The organism is Pseudomonas sp. GM49, assembly GCF_000282355.1.
Lineage (GTDB): Bacteria > Pseudomonadota > Gammaproteobacteria > Pseudomonadales > Pseudomonadaceae > Aquipseudomonas.
The window spans coordinates 1-18459 of record NZ_AKJL01000183.1; the positions used below are offsets into that span (position 1 = coordinate 1).

An 18459-nucleotide genomic window follows, 5' to 3' on the forward strand; every position below is an offset into this window, starting at 1 on the left:
TGGCTGGTCAGCCAGCCGCAATTGCCGGCCTGGCAGCTGGCCTTTGGCGCGTTGGTCATGGGCGCCGGCATCAGCGCGATGCACTACACCGGCATGGCCGCCATGCGCATGCAACCGGGCATCGACTACGACCCGACGCTGTTCGGCGCTTCGCTGATGATTGCGGTCGGTGCTTCGGGCGCGGCATTGTGGATCGCTTTCCGTTTGCGTCAACACACGCCTTATGTCCGCCTGATCCGTGGCGGTGCCGCTGTGATCATGGGCATCGCCATCGTCGGCATGCACTACACGGGAATGGCCGCCGCACGCTTTGCCGACGGCAGCTTTTGCGGCGCAGCGGTCGATGGGTTGAGCGGCAAGGGCCTGGACAACCTGGTGTTGATCACCACGTTGGCGGTGCTGAGCATCGCCTTGCTGACCTCTATCCTCGATGCACGCCTGGAGGCGCGCACCGCGAGCCTGGCCCTGTCGCTGACCGAGGCCAACCGTGAACTGACCCAACTGGCCCTGCACGACACCCTCACCGGGTTGCCGAACCGGATGTTGCTCGCCGATCGAATCGATCAGGCCATGTCGCGGGTCCGCGAAGAGGGTGGTTGCTTTGCCCTGATGTTCATCGACCTGGACGGCTTCAAACCGGTCAACGATGCCTTTGGCCACCACATGGGTGATCTGCTGTTGCGCGAAGTGGCCTTACGCCTGCGCGAAGACTTGCGCAGCCAGGACACCCTGGCGCGGATCGGCGGCGATGAGTTCGTGTTGCTGGTGCAATTTAACGAACAGATCGACGCCTTGAACCACGCGGCCCGGCAGGTCGGGTTGATTGCGCGTGAGTTCCGGGTTGCCGAACATGATTTGCACATTTCCGCCAGCGTCGGCATCGCGCTCTACCCGGGTAACGGACAGTCCGCCCACGAACTGCTGATGAACGCCGACGCGGCGATGTATCACGCCAAGGGCGCGGGTAAAAACGGCTACAGCTTTTTCGATGCCTCGATGAACAACAACGCCCGCAAACAGCTGCAATTGCTGCAGGACCTGCGCAATGCCGTGGAACATCAGGAATTCAGCCTGCATTACCAGCCCAAGTTCGATGCCGCCAATGGTCGCCCGGTGGGCGCCGAGGCCTTGTTGCGCTGGGAGCACCCGACCCAAGGGATGCTGTTGCCGGACAAGTTCATCGAACTGGCGGAAAAAACCGGGCTGATCATTCCGATCGGCGAGTGGGTGCTCAATGAAGCCTGCCGCCAGATGCGCGAGTGGTACGTGCTGGGCTACACCGAGTGGCGCATCGCGGTGAACCTTTCGGCCATCCAGTTCTGTCATTCCGGGCTGGTCCAGAGCGTCGCCAAGGCCCTGGCGGCTCACCATCTGCCGGCCAACAGCCTGACCCTGGAAATCACTGAAACCACCGCCATGAGCGATGCCGATGCGAGCATGACGGTGCTTCAGGAGCTGTCGGACATGGGCGTCGACCTGTCCATCGACGATTTTGGCACTGGCTATTCGAGTTTGATGTACCTCAAGCGCCTGCCGGCCAACGAGCTGAAAATCGACCGCGGTTTTGTCCGGGACCTGGAGCGTGACAGCGATGACGCCGCCATCGTATCGGCCATCGTCGCCCTCGGCCAGGCGCTGGGGTTGCGCATCGTTGCCGAGGGTGTGGAGACGGGCGTGCAGCAGGACTTCCTGACTCAACTCGGATGCGATTCGTTGCAGGGTTACCTGCTGGGGCATCCGCTGCCGCCCGAAGGTTTCATGGTGGAAATCCATCGCGGGGAGCAATTGGTCGAGCAGTTGAAAGCCCGTTCGGAGCGCGAGATGTCGATGACATGACAGGCGATGTGAAGCCATGCAAAAACCATCAATGGCGGTTATTCTTGGCCCCGACCGCTTAAGCTTTGATTGGGGGAAAGCTCGCATGGACAAAGTCATCGTCATCACCGGCGGCAGCCGCGGCATCGGTGCCGCCACCGCTCTGTTGGCCGCTGCGCAGGGCTATCGGATCTGCATCAACTACCAGGCGGACGAACAGGCCGCACTGCGCGTGCTGGAGCAAGTCCGTGCGCTCGGTGCGCAGGCCATTGCGGTACGGGCCGACGTCAGCATCGAAGACGAAGTCATCGCGCTGTTCAATCGGGTAGACAGTGAACTGGGGCGGGTCACCGCGCTGGTGAACAACGCCGGCACCGTGGGGCAAAAGTCCCGGGTCGACGAAATGTCCGAATTCCGCATTCTCAAAATCATGAAAACCAACGTCCTGGCGCCGATCCTCTGCGCCAAGCACGCGATCCTGCGCATGTCGCCCAAGCACGGCGGGCAGGGCGGCAGCATCGTCAACGTGTCCTCGGTGGCCGCGCGTCTGGGTGCGCCCAACGAGTACGTCGACTACGCCACCTCCAAAGGCGCGCTCGACACCTTCACTATCGGCCTGTCCAAGGAAGTGGCCGGCGAGGGGATTCGCGTCAACGCCGTGCGTCCCGGCTACATCTACACCGATTTCCATGCCCTGAGCGGCGACCCGGATCGGGTCAGCAAGCTGGAGTCGGCGATCCCGATGGCTAGGGGCGGACGGCCGGATGAAGTGGCGGAGGCGATTGTCTGGTTGTTGTCGGACAAGGCTTCTTATGCGACGGGGACTTTCGTCGATCTCGGCGGTGGGCGTTAAAGCTTCAGTTTTTGTGTCGTTGAAACTGGCCTCATCGCGAGCAAGCTCGCTCCCACAGTGGATCTCAACTGCTCACAAATCTTGTGTGTACAGAGAAACCTGTGGGAGCGAGCTTGCTCGCGATAGCAATTTATCGAGCGACATGGCGCTGTCAGAACGACCGCACAATCCGCCCCAACGTCTCCATCGCCTTCTCCGCAGCCTCATCCCACGGGCTGCCATAATTCAAGCGAATACAATTCCTGAACCGCTGCGCCGGCGAGAATATCGGCCCCGGTGCGATGCTGATCCCCTGCGCCAACGCCATCTGAAACAACTTCAATGAGTCCATCTGCTCCGGCAACTCCAGCCACAAGAAGTACCCGCCTGCCGGTTGGCTGACCCGTGTCTGTGCCGGGAAATACCGGGCGATGGCGGCGAGCATGGCGCTTTGCTGGTCTTCCAGCGCGTGGCGCAATTTACGCAAATGCCGGTCGTACCCCCCGTGTTGCAGGTAATCGGCGATAGCCGCCTGGGCCGGCATCGACGCGCACAGCGAGGTCATGAGTTTCAGCCGTTCGATTTTCTGCGCATAGCGACCGGCAGCCACCCAGCCGATGCGGTAACCGGGGGCCAGGCTTTTGGCGAACGAGCCGCAATGCATCACCAGGCCTTCGGTATCGAATGCCTTGGCCGGTTTCGGTGCTTGTTGACCGTAATACAGTTCGGCGTAGACATCGTCTTCGATCAGCGGCACTTGATGGCGGCGCAGCAGTTCCACGAGCTGCTGTTTCTTTGCCTCGGGCAGGGTCGCGCCCATGGGGTTCTGGAAGCTGGTCATGCACCAACAGGCCTTGATCGGATACCGCTCCAGGGTTTGTTCGAGCACGCCGAGGTCGATGCCATCGCGCGGGTGCACCGGGATCTCCACGGCTTTGAGTTTCAGCCGTTCGAGCACTTGCAGGCAGGCGTAGAACGCCGGGGCTTCGATGGCCACCAGATCGCCCGGTTCAGTGACCGCTTGCAGGCACAGGTTCAGCGCTTCCAGCGCGCCGTTGGTGATCAGCAATTCCTCCATGGGCAGCATCAGCCCGCCGACCATGTAGCGCAGGGCGATTTGTCGGCGCAACTGCGGGTTGCCGGGGGACATGTCGGTGACGACCATGCGTGGGTCCATCTCGCGGGTGGCGCTGGCCAGGGAACGGGATAAACGTTGTAGCGGAAACAGCGTCGGGCTGGGGAACGCCGAGCCGAAGGGCACGGTGTTCGGGTCCTTGATCGAGTCGAGCACCGAGAACACCAGTTCGCTGACGTCGACTTCGGTGGACTCGTTGACCTGGCTGCTGATGACCGGCTCGGAAAACGGCCGTGGTGCATGGGCGTTGACGAAGTAGCCTGAGCGTGGACGGGCGCGGATCAGCCCGCGTCGTTCCAGCAGGTAATAGGCCTGGAACACTGTCGACGGGCTGACCCCGTAGGTCTGGCTGGCGTAGCGCACCGACGGCACACGCTGGCCCGGGCCGAGGACGCCGGAGCGAATCAGTTCTGCGATGTCGTCGGCGAATTTTTCGTAGCGTTTCATCAAAAGCCCGATTGAGGTCATTCAGAAAATTGAGGTGACTTCATCGCGAGCAGGTCGAATCGTCGCACCGTCGCTCCCACAGGTATTGCGCCGCTTTTTGTGGGAGCGGGCTTGCCCGCGATGGAAGCACCGCAGTCTAAGGGATCAGCGATTCATCGGCGCAACAAACCGGCTCTTCGCCACGCTATAGACGCCAGGCTCATCGCTGTCGACCACCTTAAAGCTGATGCTCTGCGAACTGCTGGCCGGACGCTCCGTGAGCATCACCACCGACACCGGCACATCGACGATCTCGCCCGGGGCCAGACTCAAGCCGGACTTGCCCTGCAACTCGAAGTCATCGGCAGCGACCAGGCTCAATTGATAGTCCTGACGCTGCTGGGTCTTGTTGATCACCTTCAGACTGTAGATGTTTTCGATCTGCCCCTGGCTGTTCTCGCGGAACAGACCCCGGTCCTTGCTGACGTCGAGCGACACCATCGGCCGTTCCACCAGCGCCACCACCAGCGCGCCGATCATCACCAGCAATACGGCGGTGTAGCCGATCAGGCGCGGACGCAGCAGGTGAGTCTTGCCACCTTGCAACTGGTGTTCAGAGGTGTAGCTGATCAGCCCCCGGGCGTAGCCCATTTTGTCCATGATCGAATCACAGGCGTCGATGCACGCGGCGCAACCGATGCATTCCATCTGCAAGCCATCGCGGATGTCGATGCCGGTCGGGCAGACCTGTACGCAGAGCTGGCAATCGATGCAATCGCCCAGGCCGACTTCGGCGGGCTTGACCTCGCGTTTGCGCGGGCCACGGTTTTCGCCTCGGGCTACGTCGTAGGAAATGGTCAGGGTGTCTTTATCGAACATCACGCTCTGGAACCGCGCATAGGGGCACATGTGCATGCACACCGCTTCACGCAGCCAACCGGCATTGATGTACGTGGCGCCGGTAAAGAACAGCACCCAGAACAGGCTGACGCCGCTCATTTGCAAGGTCAGCAGCTCTTCGGCCAGCGGCCGGATCGGCGTGAAGTAGCCGACGAAGGTCAGGCCGGTCAGCAGGCTGATGGCCAGCCACAAGGTGTGCTTGGCCGCGCGACGCATCAGTTTGTTCAGGCCCCACGGCGCGGCTTGCAACTTGATACGCTGGTTGCGTTCGCCTTCGGTGATCTTCTCGCACCACATGAAGAGCCAGGTCCACGAACTCTGTGGGCAGGTGTAGCCGCACCAGACCCGGCCCGCGAACACGGTGATCGCAAACAGGCCGAACGCGGCAATGATCAACAGTGCCGAGAGCAGGATGAAATCCTGCGGCCAGAAGGTCGCGCCGAAGATATGGAACTTGCTCTCGGAAAGATCCCAGAGCACTGCCTGGCGGCCGCCCCAGTTCAGCCACACGGTGCCGAAAAACAGCAAAAACAGAAAACCCGCGCCACTGATCCGCAGGTTGCGGAACAGCCCGGTGAAGCTGCGGGTGTGGATCAGGTTGTCGCTGGACTTGGCCTTCGTCTTTAAACGCGAAGGCTCGAATGTTTCAACGGTTCGGACGGGGATTCTCTCGCTCATGGTCTTTCGCTCATCAGCCTCCATCAGGCATGAGCACTATGAGCGCCGATCTGTTTGCATAACAGACTCAGGTATTGCATTAAAAAGCGGATCAGATGGCGCTGTTCGCGCGGTCTGCGACAACTTGAAGCACCCGCCGTGGTTACGCACAAACACCTATCCGGAACAGCTGTGGCGGATGTTGATCAATGTCAGTCAATTCACCGAATCACTTTCGGTGACCTTCAAGTGCCGGCGTCCATCCACTGCGCCTGCGACGGTCAATACGTCAGCTTCTGCTTCGGTGAGGGTGATATGGATACGCCGGCCTTCGATGTCCACGGCCGGGAATGTATTGTTCATCGTTCAAGCCTACAGTGGCACATGGCGTGAGTCGTGCTTAAGTAGGTGGACTGGTTGGTTGACCGCTGCGCGAAGGGCTTGATTCCGGACATTGCTGATGAAACTTTCCCGACGACTGTCGCTCGGAATCTAAGGGAGTGCATTCCGGGGCGAACGGCCCGACGGGTACTTCGACCCGACACAAGCGCGTCCATGGGGCGTAAGGAGAGAGGCTCGATGACGGCTGAAAAACCGACTGAGTTGAGCTACAACCCGCACATGCCGCTGTCGCAGGCGTTGTTGCTGCCGCGAATTGTCATTGAAAACGCCATGCCGACCCTTGAGGGCGGGCAGTTTGCCGTGAAAGCCGTGGTGGGGCAGGACGTGGTGGTGACGGCCAAGGTCTTCGCCGACGGGCATGACAAACTGGCGGTGCGGGTGCGCTGGCGGGCTGAAGACGAGGACGTCTGGCAAAGCGCGGTCATGAATGATCTGGGCAACAATGGCTGGCAAGGGCAGTTCCGTGTCGACAGCCAGGGCCGTTATCTGTTCTGTATCGAAGCCTGGATCGATCAGTTCGCCAGTTTTCGCTACGAGCTGGAAAAGAAGCATGCGGCTGCCGTGCCCGTCAGCCTGGAGTTGCAGGAAGGCCGGATTCATGTCCAGCAGGCCGCCGAACGTAGCGAAGGGCAACTCAGCGAGCAACTGGCGTCCTTGCACCATGAATTGTCAGGACTGCTCGAAACCGAGCAGATCGCACTGTTTCTGCACCAGCGTAGCGCCGACCTCATGGCCCGCGTCAATCATCGCGCCTACCTGAGCCTGAGCCCGGAGTACCCGGTGGATGTGGAGCGCGAGCTGGCGCAGTTCGCCAGTTGGTATGAATTGTTTCCGCGTTCGATCACCGACAGTCCGGCGCGTCATGGCACCTTCAATGACGTGCATTCACGGCTGGCGATGATCCAGGACATGGGTTTCGACGTGTTGTATTTCCCGCCGATCCACCCGATCGGGCGCAGCTACCGCAAAGGCCCGAACAATTCCCTGACGGCGGGTCCCGATGATCCGGGCAGTCCCTATGCGATTGGTAGCGAAGAGGGCGGGCACGAGGCGATTCACTCGCAGTTGGGTACCCGCGAAGACTTCCGCCGACTGGTGGCGGCCGCTGCGGCCCATGGCCTGGAAATCGCCCTGGATTTTGCCATCCAGTGTTCCCAGGACCATCCGTGGCTCAAGCAGCACCCCGGCTGGTTCAACTGGCGGCCGGACGGCACGATCAAATACGCGGAGAACCCGCCAAAGAAATACCAGGACATCGTCAACGTCGACTTCTATACCCCCGAGGCGATTCCGAGCCTGTGGCTGGAACTGCGCGACATCGTGGTGGGCTGGGTCGAGGAGGGCGTGAAGATCTTTCGCGTCGATAACCCGCACACCAAGCCGCTGCCGTTCTGGCAATGGCTGATCGCCGATGTACGGGCGTTGTACCCCGAGGTGATCTTCCTTGCCGAAGCCTTTACCACCCCGGCCATGATGGCGCGCCTGGGCAAGGTCGGTTATTCCCAGAGCTACACCTATTTCACCTGGCGCAACACCAAGGCCGAACTGGCGAGTTATTTCACCGAACTCAACGAATCGCCATGGCGCGAATGCTACCGGCCGAATTTTTTCGTCAATACGCCGGACATCAACCCGGCGTTCCTCCACGACTCCGGGCGTCCCGGGTTTCTTATCCGCGCCGTACTGGCAACCATGGGCTCGGGCCTGTGGGGCATGTACTCGGGTTTCGAGTTGTGCGAGTCGGCGCCGGTGCCGGGCAAAGAGGAATACCTCGATTCCGAGAAGTACGAGATCCGCCCGCGGGACTTCAATGCGCCGGGCAATATCATTGCCGAGATCGCCCAGCTCAACCGCATTCGCCGGCAAAACCCGGCGCTGCACACGCATCTGGGCCTGAAGGTCTACAACGCCTGGAACGACAACATCCTCTACTTTGGCAAACGCAGCTTTGACGGCAGCAACTTCATTCTGGTGGCGGTCAGCCTCGATCCGCACAACGTGCAGGAAGCGAACTTCGAGTTGCCATTGTGGGAAATGGGCTTGCCCGACAACGCCAGCACCCAGGGCGAAGACTTGATGAATGGCCATCGCTGGACGTGGCACGGCAAGCAGCAATTCATGCGGATCGACCCGGCGTACCAGCCGTTCGGGATCTGGCGCATTACCGCTTCTTGAGAACACCACAACCTCTGTGGCGAGGGAGCTTGTCTGTGGCGAGGGGGCTTGCCCCCGTTGGGTCGCGAAGCGACCCCCGCTTTTTCTTTCAACAACACCGAGTCGCTGTATTGACGACTGCTTCGCAGCCGAACGGGGGCAAGCCCCCTCGCCACAGTCAGGCCCCGCACCACAGGGGATTCCAGGCCTTTGGCCAAAGTTGAATTCACCAGGAGTTTCACATGGCGAAGAAACCCAAGGCAGCCACGTTCATCAAGGACCCGCTCTGGTACAAGGATGCGGTGATCTATCAAGTTCACGTCAAATCTTATTTCGATTCCAACAACGACGGGATTGGCGACTTTCCGGGCCTTATCGCCAAGCTCGATTACATCGCCGACCTTGGCGTCAACACCATCTGGTTACTGCCGTTCTATCCCTCGCCGCGGCGCGACGATGGCTATGACATCGCCGAGTACCGTGGCGTGCACAGCGACTACGGCACCATGGCCGATGCCAGGCATTTCATTGCCGAGGCGCACAAACGCGGCCTGCGGGTGATCACCGAACTGGTCATCAACCACACCTCCGACCAGCACCCCTGGTTCCAGCGTGCGCGCAAGGCCAAGCCCGGTTCGGCGGCGCGGGATTTCTACGTATGGTCGGACGACGATCAGAAATACGACGGCACCCGCATCATTTTCCTCGACACCGAAAAGTCTAACTGGACCTGGGACCCGGTCGCCGGTCAGTACTTCTGGCACCGTTTCTACTCCCACCAGCCGGACCTGAATTTCGATAATCCGCAAGTCATGAAAGCGGTGCTGTCGGTGATGCGGTACTGGCTCGACATGGGCATCGACGGCTTGCGTCTGGACGCGATTCCCTACCTGATCGAACGCGACGGCACCAACAACGAGAACCTGCCGGAAACCCATGACGTCCTGAAAAAAATCCGCGCCGAAATCGACGCCAACTACCCCGATCGCATGCTGCTGGCCGAGGCCAATCAATGGCCGGAGGACACACAGTTGTACTTCGGCGACACCGACAAGAAAGGCTTGAACGGCGACGAATGCCACATGGCCTTTCACTTCCCGTTGATGCCGCGCATGTACATGGCCCTGGCCCAGGAAGATCGCTTCCCGATCACCGACATTCTGCGCCAGACCCCGGACATTCCCGCCAACTGCCAGTGGGCGATTTTCCTGCGCAACCACGATGAGCTGACCCTGGAAATGGTCACTGACAAGGAGCGCGATTACCTGTGGAATTACTACGCCGCCGACCGCCGGGCGCGGATCAACCTGGGGATTCGTCGTCGTCTCGCGCCGCTGATGGAGCGTGATCGACGCCGTGTCGAACTGCTCAACAGCCTGTTGCTGTCGATGCCCGGCACGCCGACCCTGTATTACGGCGATGAGATTGGCATGGGCGACAACATCTACCTCGGCGATCGCGACGGCGTGCGTACGCCGATGCAATGGTCCATCGACCGCAATGGCGGTTTCTCCCGCGCCGACCCGGCCAGCCTGGTGTTGCCGCCCATCATGGATCCGCAATACGGTTATCTGTCGGTCAACGTCGAGACCCAGGCTGGCGACCCGCATTCGCTGTTGAACTGGACCCGGCGCATGCTCGCTGTGCGCAAGCAATCCAAGGCCTTCGGCCGTGGCACGTTGAAGATGCTGTCGCCCAGCAACCGGCGGATTCTGGCCTACACCCGCGAATACACCGGGGCGGACGGTAAACACGAAGTCATTCTGTGCGTGGCCAACGTGTCGCGCAGTGCCCAGGCCGCCGAGCTCGATTTGTCGGCCTACGTCGGCATGGTGCCGGTGGAGATGCTCGGGGGTAACGCGTTCCCGCCCATCGGCCAGTTGAATTTCCTCCTGACGCTGGCGCCTTATGGCTTCTATTGGTTCGGCCTCGCCGCGGAAAACCAGATGCCGAGCTGGCACGTGGAGCCCGCACAGAGCCTGCCGGACTTCACCACGCTGGTGCTGAAAAAGCGCATGGAAGAACTGCTGGAAGCGCCGTCACGGACCACGCTGGAGCAAAACATCCTGCCGAACTGGTTGCAGAACCGCCGCTGGTTCGCCGGCAAGGACGCCGCCATCGAGCAGGTCGATCTGGCCTATGGCGTGCGGTTCGGCGATCCACAGCATCCGGTACTGTTCAGTGAGATCAACGTCACCAGCGGTGGCCAGAGCAGTCGCTACCAGTTGCCGTTCGGCTTTATCTCCGAGGACCAGGTCGGTACGCCGTTGCCGCAGCAATTGGCGTTGTCGCGGGTACGGCGCGGACGCCAGGTCGGCCTGATCACCGATGCCTTCAGCCTGGAAACCTTTGTGCATGCCGTATTGCAAGGCATTCAGGCCGGCAGCGTATTGGCCGCTGGCGATGGCGAGATTCGCTTCGAGTCCACCGCCGAGCTTGAAAAACTCGGCCTGAACGCTGAGTCCCCGGTGCGCTACCTGTCCGCCGAACAGTCCAACAGCTCGGTGGTGATCGGCAACAGCCTGGTGCTGAAGCTGATCCGCAAGGTTGCCTGCGGGGTGCATCCGGAACTGGAAATGAGCGCGTTCCTGACCAACGCCGGGTTCGGCAATATTTCGCCATTGCTGGGGGCCGTGGTGCGTCGGGATGCAGCAGGTGAAGACAACCTGCTGATGATCGCCCAAGGTTATCTGAGCAATCAGGGGGACGCCTGGGAGTGGACCCGGAACAACCTCGAACGGGCGCTGCGCGATGAGCTGGCCGACGCGGTGTCCGAGCAGGAACAGCATTACAACGCGCTCGCCGAATTGAAAGATTTCGCCGCTATGCTGGGCCGGCGACTGGGGGAAATGCATCAGGTGCTGGCAACGCCGAGCGCCAACCCGGACTTCTTGCCGCAGGTCACCACGCAGCAGGAGGCACTGGCCTCGGCCAAGGATATAGCGGCGCAAATCGAGCATGCACTGAACTTGCTCAAGCAGCATAAAAATCAGCTGAACCCGGCGGACCAGACCCTGGTCGGCCGTTTACTGGACAACAAAAAAGCCATTCTCGGTCATGTGCAAACGTTGGGGAAAAAGACCGCGGGCGGCTTGCGCATTCGTGTGCACGGCGACCTGCATCTGGGGCAAGTGCTGGTGATCAAGGGCGATGCGTACCTGATCGACTTCGAAGGCGAACCGGCGCGGTCATTGCATGAACGACGGGGCAAACACAGCCCGTTCAAGGATGTCAGCGGCGTGCTGCGTTCCTTCGATTATGCGGCGGCGATGGCGATCAATGTGCAGAACGTCGATAACACCGCGGCGGCCGATGCTGCGCGTTTGCGGGTGAGCGATCGCTACTTGAGCGAGGCACGACAAGCATTTGTCGACGCTTATCGGCTGGCGGCAGCTAGTCTTGCCCATGCATGGCAAGATCCCGAAGGCGAGGATGCCGCGCTGGCGTTGTACGGTCTGGAGAAGGCGGCGTATGAAGTAGCCTATGAGGCGGAAAATCGCCCTACCTGGTTGCCCGTGCCGTTGCACGGTTTATATGGATTATTAAGTGGGCTTAAACCCTTTTCCGATCTGGGTGGAGAGTAGTCATGAGTGTCTCGAACAAGGAACAGGGTCATCACAAAGAAGCGCTGCTGCCCAACGCGCGGGATATCGATGCATTGGTGCGCGCCGAGCATATCGATCCTTTTGCGATTCTCGGCCCTCACGCCGATGGCGCTGGCGGGCAGTTCATTCGCGCTTATCTGCCGGGCGCCCTGAGTGTGCAGGTGCTGGCCAGGGCATCCGGCGAAGAGCTCGGTCATCTTCAAGCCACAGCGACACCGGGGTTGTTTGTCGGGCATTTCGACCATGCGCAAGCGTATCTGCTGCGCACCCGTTGGGCCGGCGGCGAGCAAACGGCCGAAGACCCCTATAGCTTCGGCCCGTTGCTGGGCGAAATGGACTTGTACCTGTTTGCCGAAGGCAATCACCGCGACCTCAGTGCCTGCCTGGGCGCGCAACTCAAGACCGTGGATGGCGTCGACGGCGTGCGTTTCGCCGTGTGGGCGCCGAATGCCCGGCGGGTGTCGGTGGTCGGTGATTTCAACGTCTGGGATGGGCGCCGGCATCCAATGCGCCTGCGTCATCCCACCGGGGTCTGGGAATTGTTCATCCCGCGCCTGCAAGCGGGGGATGCCTACAAATACGAAATTCTCGGCGCCCACGGCATTCTGCCGTTGAAGGCTGATCCCGTGGCGCTGGCCACCAGCCTGCCGCCGGACACCGCGTCGAAAGTCGCTTCGCCGCTGAAGGTCGACTGGCAGGACCACGACTGGATGCTGTCCCGTGGCGAACGCCAGCGCCCGACCGCCGCGCTGTCGATCTACGAGTTGCACGCCGGCTCATGGCAATGCGAACTGGATGATCTTGGTGAAGTGGCCCGGCAATACACCTGGCCCGAACTGGCCGAGCGACTGATTCCCTATGTGAAAGACCTCGGTTTCACCCACATCGAACTGATGCCGATCATGGAGCACCCCTTCGGCGGATCGTGGGGTTATCAGTTGCTGTCGCAATTCGCCCCGAGTGCGCGTTATGGCACCCCGGACGAGTTTGCCGCGTTCGTCAACGCCTGCCACCAGGCTGAAATCGGGGTGATCCTCGACTGGGTGCCGGCGCATTTTCCGACCGACGTCCATGGCCTGGCCCAGTTCGACGGCACGGCGCTGTACGAGTACGGCAATCCGCAGGAAGGTTTCCACCAGGATTGGGACACGCTGATCTACAACCTCGGCCGCACCGAAGTGCACGGCTACATGCTGGCGTCGGCACTGCACTGGCTCAAGCATTTCCACGTCGACGGCCTGCGCGTCGATGCGGTGGCCTCGATGCTGTACCGCGACTACTCGCGCAAGGCCGGCGAATGGGTACCGAACCGCCATGGCGGGCGGGAGAACCTGGAGGCTATCGACTTCCTGCGCCACCTCAACGACGTCGTGGCACTGGAAGCGCCGGGCGCTCTGGTGATCGCCGAAGAGTCCACCGCATGGCCGGGCGTCAGCCAGGGCACGCAACAGGGCGGCCTGGGTTTTGCCTACAAATGGAACATGGGCTGGATGCACGATTCGCTGCATTACATCCAACAAGACCCGGTCTACCGCGCCCATCACCACAACGAACTGAGCTTCGGCCTGGTGTATGCCTGGTCCGAACGCTTCATCCTGCCGATCTCCCACGACGAAGTGGTGCACGGCAAACATTCGCTGATCGACAAAATGCCCGGCGACCGCTGGCAGAAATTCGCCAACCTGCGGGCCTACCTGAGTTTCATGTGGGCGCACCCGGGCAAGAAGCTGTTGTTCATGGGCTGCGAGTTCGGCCAGTGGCGCGAGTGGAACCACGACCAGCAACTGGACTGGTACCTGTTGCAGTACCCCGAACACCAGGGCGTGCAAAAACTGGTGGGCGACCTCAACCGCCTGTACCGCGAAGAGGCGGCGCTGCACGAGCAGGACGACGTGCCGCAGGGTTTCCAGTGGTTGATCGGCGATGATGCGATCAATAGCGTCTATGCGTGGCTGCGCTGGAGCAAGGACGGCAAGCCCGTGCTGGTGGTGGCCAACTTCACGCCGGTGCCGCGCGAGGCTTATCGCGTCGGGGTGCCGTTTGCCGGGCAGTGGAGCGAGGTGCTCAACAGCGACTCGTCTATCTATGCCGGTTCCAACTACGGCAACAGTGGCGGGGTGGCGGCCGAGGAAACGCCGAGCCATGGGCAGGCGTTGTCGTTGATGCTGAATTTGCCGCCGTTGGCGGTGTTGATGTTGCGGCCGGAGGGCTGATCCAGAGTCGGCGCCGCTGCAATTCGCGAGCAAGCCCGCTCCCACATTGGATTGATGTCGTACTCAAATCCCGTGTGGGAGCGGGCTTGCTCGCGAAGGGGCCGGTGCTATCGACGCCGACACCTGGCACTGAATGGCCGTGATTCAGAGATGCACTTCCACCGCCAACGGCAAATGATCAGAAAGGTGCGTCCACGGCTTGTTCCCGAGTATTTGCGGCTCGTGGCTGCTGGCGTTGCGCAGGTAGACGCGGTCCAGACGCAGCAAGGGAAACCGCGCGGGGTAGGTTTTGGCCGGGCGGCCATGGTGGCGTTCGAAGGCTTCGTGCAAGTCATCGCGGCGGGCCAGGGCGGCGTTGCCCTGCATCTGCCAGTCGTTGAAGTCGCCGGCAATGATCACCGGCGCCTGCTCAGGCAGGGACTCAAGGAGCTGACAGAGCAATTGCAATTGCAGTTGACGGTGACTTTCCAGCAGGCTGAGGTGCACGCAGATGGCATGGACTTCGCTATGCCCCGGCACGTCCAGCACGCAGTGCAGCAAGCCGCGACGTTCCGGGCCGGTAATGGAAACGTCCAGGTTTCGGTACTCGCGGATCGGGTATTTCGACAGCAGGGCATTGCCATGATGACCGTCGGGATAGACGGCATTACGCCCATAGGCGAAGTCGCTCCACATGCTGTCGGCAAGGAATTCATATTGCGAAGTTTGTGGCCAATCGTTGTAGCGGGAAGAGTGGCGGTCGTGCTCGCCGACGACTTCTTGCAGAAACACCAGGTCTGCCGACGTACTGCGCACCGCTTCACGCAATTCAGGGAGGATGAAACGCCGGTTGAGTGCGGTAAACCCCTTGTGGGTGTTGACCGTCAGCACGCGCAGTCGGTGGATGTCCGTGGGAGTACTCAACGGCACCGATTCAGTTGTTTGCCGCTTGGAATTACTGGCCACTTTCACTCCTCTGATTCGGGGGCTGCCTATGCATGCGACTGACGCATGGACGGGCAGTTCAGTTTGCCTTTAACGCCAACGCGCCAAATCTGACACTCTGCGGCGCTCTCAGGCTTTTCGCGAGCAAGCTCGCTCCTACAGAAAAGTGCAGTGGTCTTAGACGAAGACAATTTCATAAGGCAAACGGATGCGTTCCAGCAGCGCCCGGGGCAACAACGGTGCGAGGCCGATGGCCGGTTCGCCATCGAGTTGGCTGGCGTAGGCGTGGGTGGCGTGGCTCTTGCGGGCGACGGTCCAGGTATCGAGGCGCACCTTGCGGGCACGATGCCAGGGAATCAGCTCCCGGTCCCGTGCCGGCCAGTGCCAGGCCCAGAGCGGTACGTCGTTGTAGGTTGCCCCGGCGTTGGCCGCCGCCCTGGCGCTGGCGCGGCCAACGGTGTCGTGGTCGACATTGCCGTCCTCGCGCCAGGTGCTGAACACCACATCACCGGGGCGCAGGTAGCGTGTGATGAATTGGGCGATCTGTTCTTCGTGCTCCACCAGCGCGTTATCGGTAAAACCGCCACGAATCCACTTCAGGCTGTGCATCGGCAACCCGAGTCGGCGGATGGCTTCCACGCTTTCCTGGGGGCGAAATACGCTGAGGCGTTTTTCCGACCACTGTAAAGAGCCCGGATGGCTGGCGCTGCCATCGGTGATCGAGATCAATTGCAGCGGGTGGCCCAGGTTGCTGAGCAATTGCAGGAGGCCGCCGCAGATCACGACTTCATCGCCGGGGTGCGGGGCAATCAGCACCGCGCGTGCGCCGGTGGGTACCAGGGTTTGGGTGCTGATAACCGGAATGCTGTCCAGTTGCGGGGCACTGTTCCAGATTTGTGATGGCAGGCTGGCTTCGCTGACGGAAACGAATTTCATCGGTAGTACGTCCTTGTTCTGCTTCGCCTTCAGTCGTGGGCGATCCAGGCCCGGCAGACCCGTGAAGGCTCGTTGATAGCAATGTGCGACAAGTCCAACCCTGGATGGCCGCGCATCGAGTATTGCTCATGTCGCGCTATTCGTCGCATCGCGAACCTGACCAATGTGATTTTTCCGCTCTACGGCAGTGGCGTCGTGAATTCCTGAACCTCGCCGTTACTCTTCTTCCTCATGCTGCAACTCGAACAGCAGCAACGAGCGGCCGGTGACCGAATACTCGTGGCCAAACTCAAAGCGTTCCTGGCCGCGGATCGACGGCTGGTTAGTGTCGATCATGCACGTCCAGAAACCGCCGTCAGGCACTTCCGGCAGGCGGAAATTGACGATGTCGTGATGCGCGTTCACCACCAGCATCAACGTTGCGTCGACGCCTTTGCGGCGAATACCGGTTTCCTGGGCGCGGCCATCGAGCAGCATGCCCAGGCATCGGTTGTGCGCATCGTGCCAATGCTCGGTGGTCATTTCCGTGCCGTCCGGCGCCAGCCAGGTCACATCCTTGACGCCGATGTCCTCGTTGTAATTGCCCACCAGAAAACGCCCACGGCGCAGGATCGGGTACGTCAGGCGCAACTTGATCAGACGTTTGACGAACTTGAGCAGGGCCTTGCCGTCTTCGCTGAGGTCCCAGTTGACCCAGCCGATCTCGCTGTCCTGGCAGTACGCATTGTTGTTGCCGTCCTGGGTGCGGGCGAATTCGTCGCCGGCCACCAGCATCGGCGTGCCTTGGGCCAGCAGCAGGGTGGCGAAGAAGTTGCGCATCTGCCGATGCCGCAGCGCGTTGATTTCGGGATCGTCGGTGGGGCCTTCGACGCCGTGGTTCCACGACAGGTTGTTGTTGCTGCCGTCCTGATTGTCTTCGTCGTTGGCTTCGTTGTGTTTGTCGTTGTACGACACCAGGTCGTTGAGGGTGAAACCGTCGTGGGCGGTGACGAAATTGACCGATGAATAGGGCCGTCGGCCACGTTGGTTGAACATCTCGCCCGAAGCGGTCAGGCGGCTGGCAAAGTCCGCCAGTTGCCCGTCATCGCCTTTCCAGAACCCACGCACGGTGTCGCGGAATTTGTCGTTCCATTCGACCCACCCCGGCGGAAAGCGGCCGACCTGGTAACCGCCGGGACCGCAGTCCCAGGGTTCGGCAATCAGTTTGACCTGGCGCAGCACCGGGTCCTGGCGGCAGGCCACGAGGAAACTGTGGCGTTCGTCGAAACCGTCGTGATAGCGCCCGAGGATGGTCGCCAGGTCGAAGCGGAAGCCGTCCACGTGCATTTCCGAGGCCCAGTAGCGCAGGGAGTCGGTGACCATTTGCAGTACGCACGGGTGGCTCAGGTCCAGGGTGTTGCCAGTGCCGGAATCGTTGATATAGAAGCGCTTGTCATCGGGCTTGAGGCGGTAGTAGGACGCATTGTCGATGCCGCGCATGGACAGGGTCGGGCCTTGTTCGTTGCCCTCGGCGGTGTGGTTGTAGACCACGTCGAGGATCACCTCCAGATTGGCTTCGTGCAGGTGCGCGACCATTTCCTTGAGTTCGGCAATCTTGCCACTGGCCAGGTAACGCGGGTCGGGGGCGAAGAAGGCAATGCTGTTGTAGCCCCAGTAATTGGTCATGCCCTTGTGCAGCAAATGCTGGTCGTTGACGAACGCGTGGATCGGCAGCAGCTCCACGGTCGACACGCCGAGCTTGCGGATGTGTTCCACCACATCATCGACCATCAACCCGGCAAACGTGCCGCGCACGTTTTCGGGGACGGCAGGGTGACGCATGCTGAAGCCGCGCACATGGGTTTCATAAATGATGGTCTTGTCCCACGGCACGCTGACACGATGATCGTGGCCCCAGGTGTGCGCCGGGTCGATGACCTTGCATTTGGGCACGAAGGGCGCGCTGTCCCGTTCATCGAAGCTGAGGTCGGCGTCGGGGTGGCCGATGGTGTAGCCGAACAGCGCTTCGGACCATTTGAGCTTGCCGACCAGTTGTTTGGCGTAGGGGTCGATCAGCAGTTTGTTGGGGTTGAAACGATGGCCGTTGGCCGGGTCGTACGGACCGTACACGCGATAGCCGTAGATCAGCCCCGGATGGGCGTCGGGCAGGTAGCCGTGATAGATCTCGTCGGTGTATTCGGGCAGTTCGATGCGTTCGAGTTCCACCTCGCCGGTGTCGTCGAACAGGCACAATTCAACCTTGGTGGCGTGGGCGGAAAACAGGGCGAAGTTGACTCCCAGTCCATCCCAGGTGGCGCCCAGCGGAAAGGGCAGGCCTTCGCGGATTCGTGTGGTTTCGGCACGAGGGGCTGGCGCGGGGGCTTTCTTTGGGCTGGTCATAAGTGCTCCTGGCTACAAATACTCGCTGATCAGCATTGGAACCTGTGGGAGCGGGCTTGCTCGCGAAGGCGGTGTGTCAGG

General features: G+C 61.1%; 10 protein-coding genes and 1 pseudogene. 5 read left to right on the forward strand and 6 right to left on the reverse strand.

Annotation, left to right across the window (positions count from 1 at the left end):
* Together PMI29_RS12495 and PMI29_RS12490 are read left to right on the forward strand one after the other, a co-directional pair.
* Positions 1–1836: bifunctional diguanylate cyclase/phosphodiesterase (locus PMI29_RS12495; protein WP_007999237.1), on the forward strand; the 1836-nt coding region annotated here is incomplete at its 5' end.
* Between the two features lie 85 nt (positions 1837–1921).
* On the forward strand, positions 1922–2668 hold the full coding sequence (locus PMI29_RS12490; RefSeq protein ID WP_007999239.1) for an SDR family oxidoreductase: 747 nt from the start codon (positions 1922–1924) through the stop codon (positions 2666–2668).
* A gap of 151 nt (positions 2669–2819) precedes the next feature.
* Here PMI29_RS12490 and mapR read toward each other — a convergent pair whose 3' ends face one another.
* From mapR to PMI29_RS32020, 3 genes and pseudogenes are all read right to left on the reverse strand, one after another.
* Entirely contained in the window at positions 2820–4229 is a 1410-nt protein-coding gene (gene mapR / locus PMI29_RS12485) for a GntR family transcriptional regulator MpaR (protein ID WP_007999240.1), read from the reverse strand.
* Between the two features lie 144 nt (positions 4230–4373).
* Positions 4374–5786, reverse strand: coding sequence for a cytochrome c oxidase accessory protein CcoG (gene ccoG, locus PMI29_RS12480; RefSeq protein WP_007999243.1), 1413 nt, complete (start codon positions 5784–5786; stop codon positions 4374–4376).
* Positions 5787–5981: 195 nt separating this feature from the next.
* Positions 5982–6110, reverse strand: a pseudogene (locus PMI29_RS32020) (DUF3203 family protein); the annotation flags it as partial.
* A gap of 234 nt (positions 6111–6344) precedes the next feature.
* On the opposite strand from PMI29_RS32020, the gene PMI29_RS12475 reads away from it, so the two are divergent.
* The 3 genes from PMI29_RS12475 (at position 6345) to glgB (ending at position 14139) form a co-directional block, all read left to right on the forward strand.
* A complete protein-coding gene (locus PMI29_RS12475; RefSeq protein WP_007999248.1) occupies positions 6345–8342 on the forward strand; it encodes an alpha-1,4-glucan--maltose-1-phosphate maltosyltransferase in 1998 nt (665 codons plus the stop codon).
* A 221-nt stretch (positions 8343–8563) separates the two neighbouring features.
* Positions 8564–11905 (forward strand): maltose alpha-D-glucosyltransferase, encoded by a 3342-nt coding sequence (treS, locus tag PMI29_RS12470; RefSeq protein WP_007999251.1) that lies wholly within the window; start codon positions 8564–8566, stop codon positions 11903–11905.
* Positions 11906–11907: 2 nt separating this feature from the next.
* Positions 11908–14139: a 1,4-alpha-glucan branching protein GlgB gene (gene glgB / locus PMI29_RS12465; protein WP_007999252.1), complete on the forward strand. Its 2232-nt coding sequence runs from the start codon at positions 11908–11910 to the stop codon at positions 14137–14139.
* A 144-nt stretch (positions 14140–14283) separates the two neighbouring features.
* On the opposite strand, the gene PMI29_RS12460 is transcribed toward glgB, so the two are convergent.
* From PMI29_RS12460 to glgX, 3 genes are all read right to left on the reverse strand, one after another.
* Positions 14284–15084 (reverse strand): endonuclease/exonuclease/phosphatase family protein, encoded by an 801-nt coding sequence (locus PMI29_RS12460; RefSeq protein WP_007999256.1) that lies wholly within the window; start codon positions 15082–15084, stop codon positions 14284–14286.
* 156 nt (positions 15085–15240) lie between these two features.
* Positions 15241–15999: a PIG-L deacetylase family protein gene (locus tag PMI29_RS12455; protein WP_007999258.1), complete on the reverse strand. Its 759-nt coding sequence runs from the start codon at positions 15997–15999 to the stop codon at positions 15241–15243.
* A gap of 216 nt (positions 16000–16215) precedes the next feature.
* Positions 16216–18378: a glycogen debranching protein GlgX gene (glgX, locus tag PMI29_RS12450; protein ID WP_007999260.1), complete on the reverse strand. Its 2163-nt coding sequence runs from the start codon at positions 18376–18378 to the stop codon at positions 16216–16218.
* Positions 18379–18459: the final 81 nt, after the last annotated feature.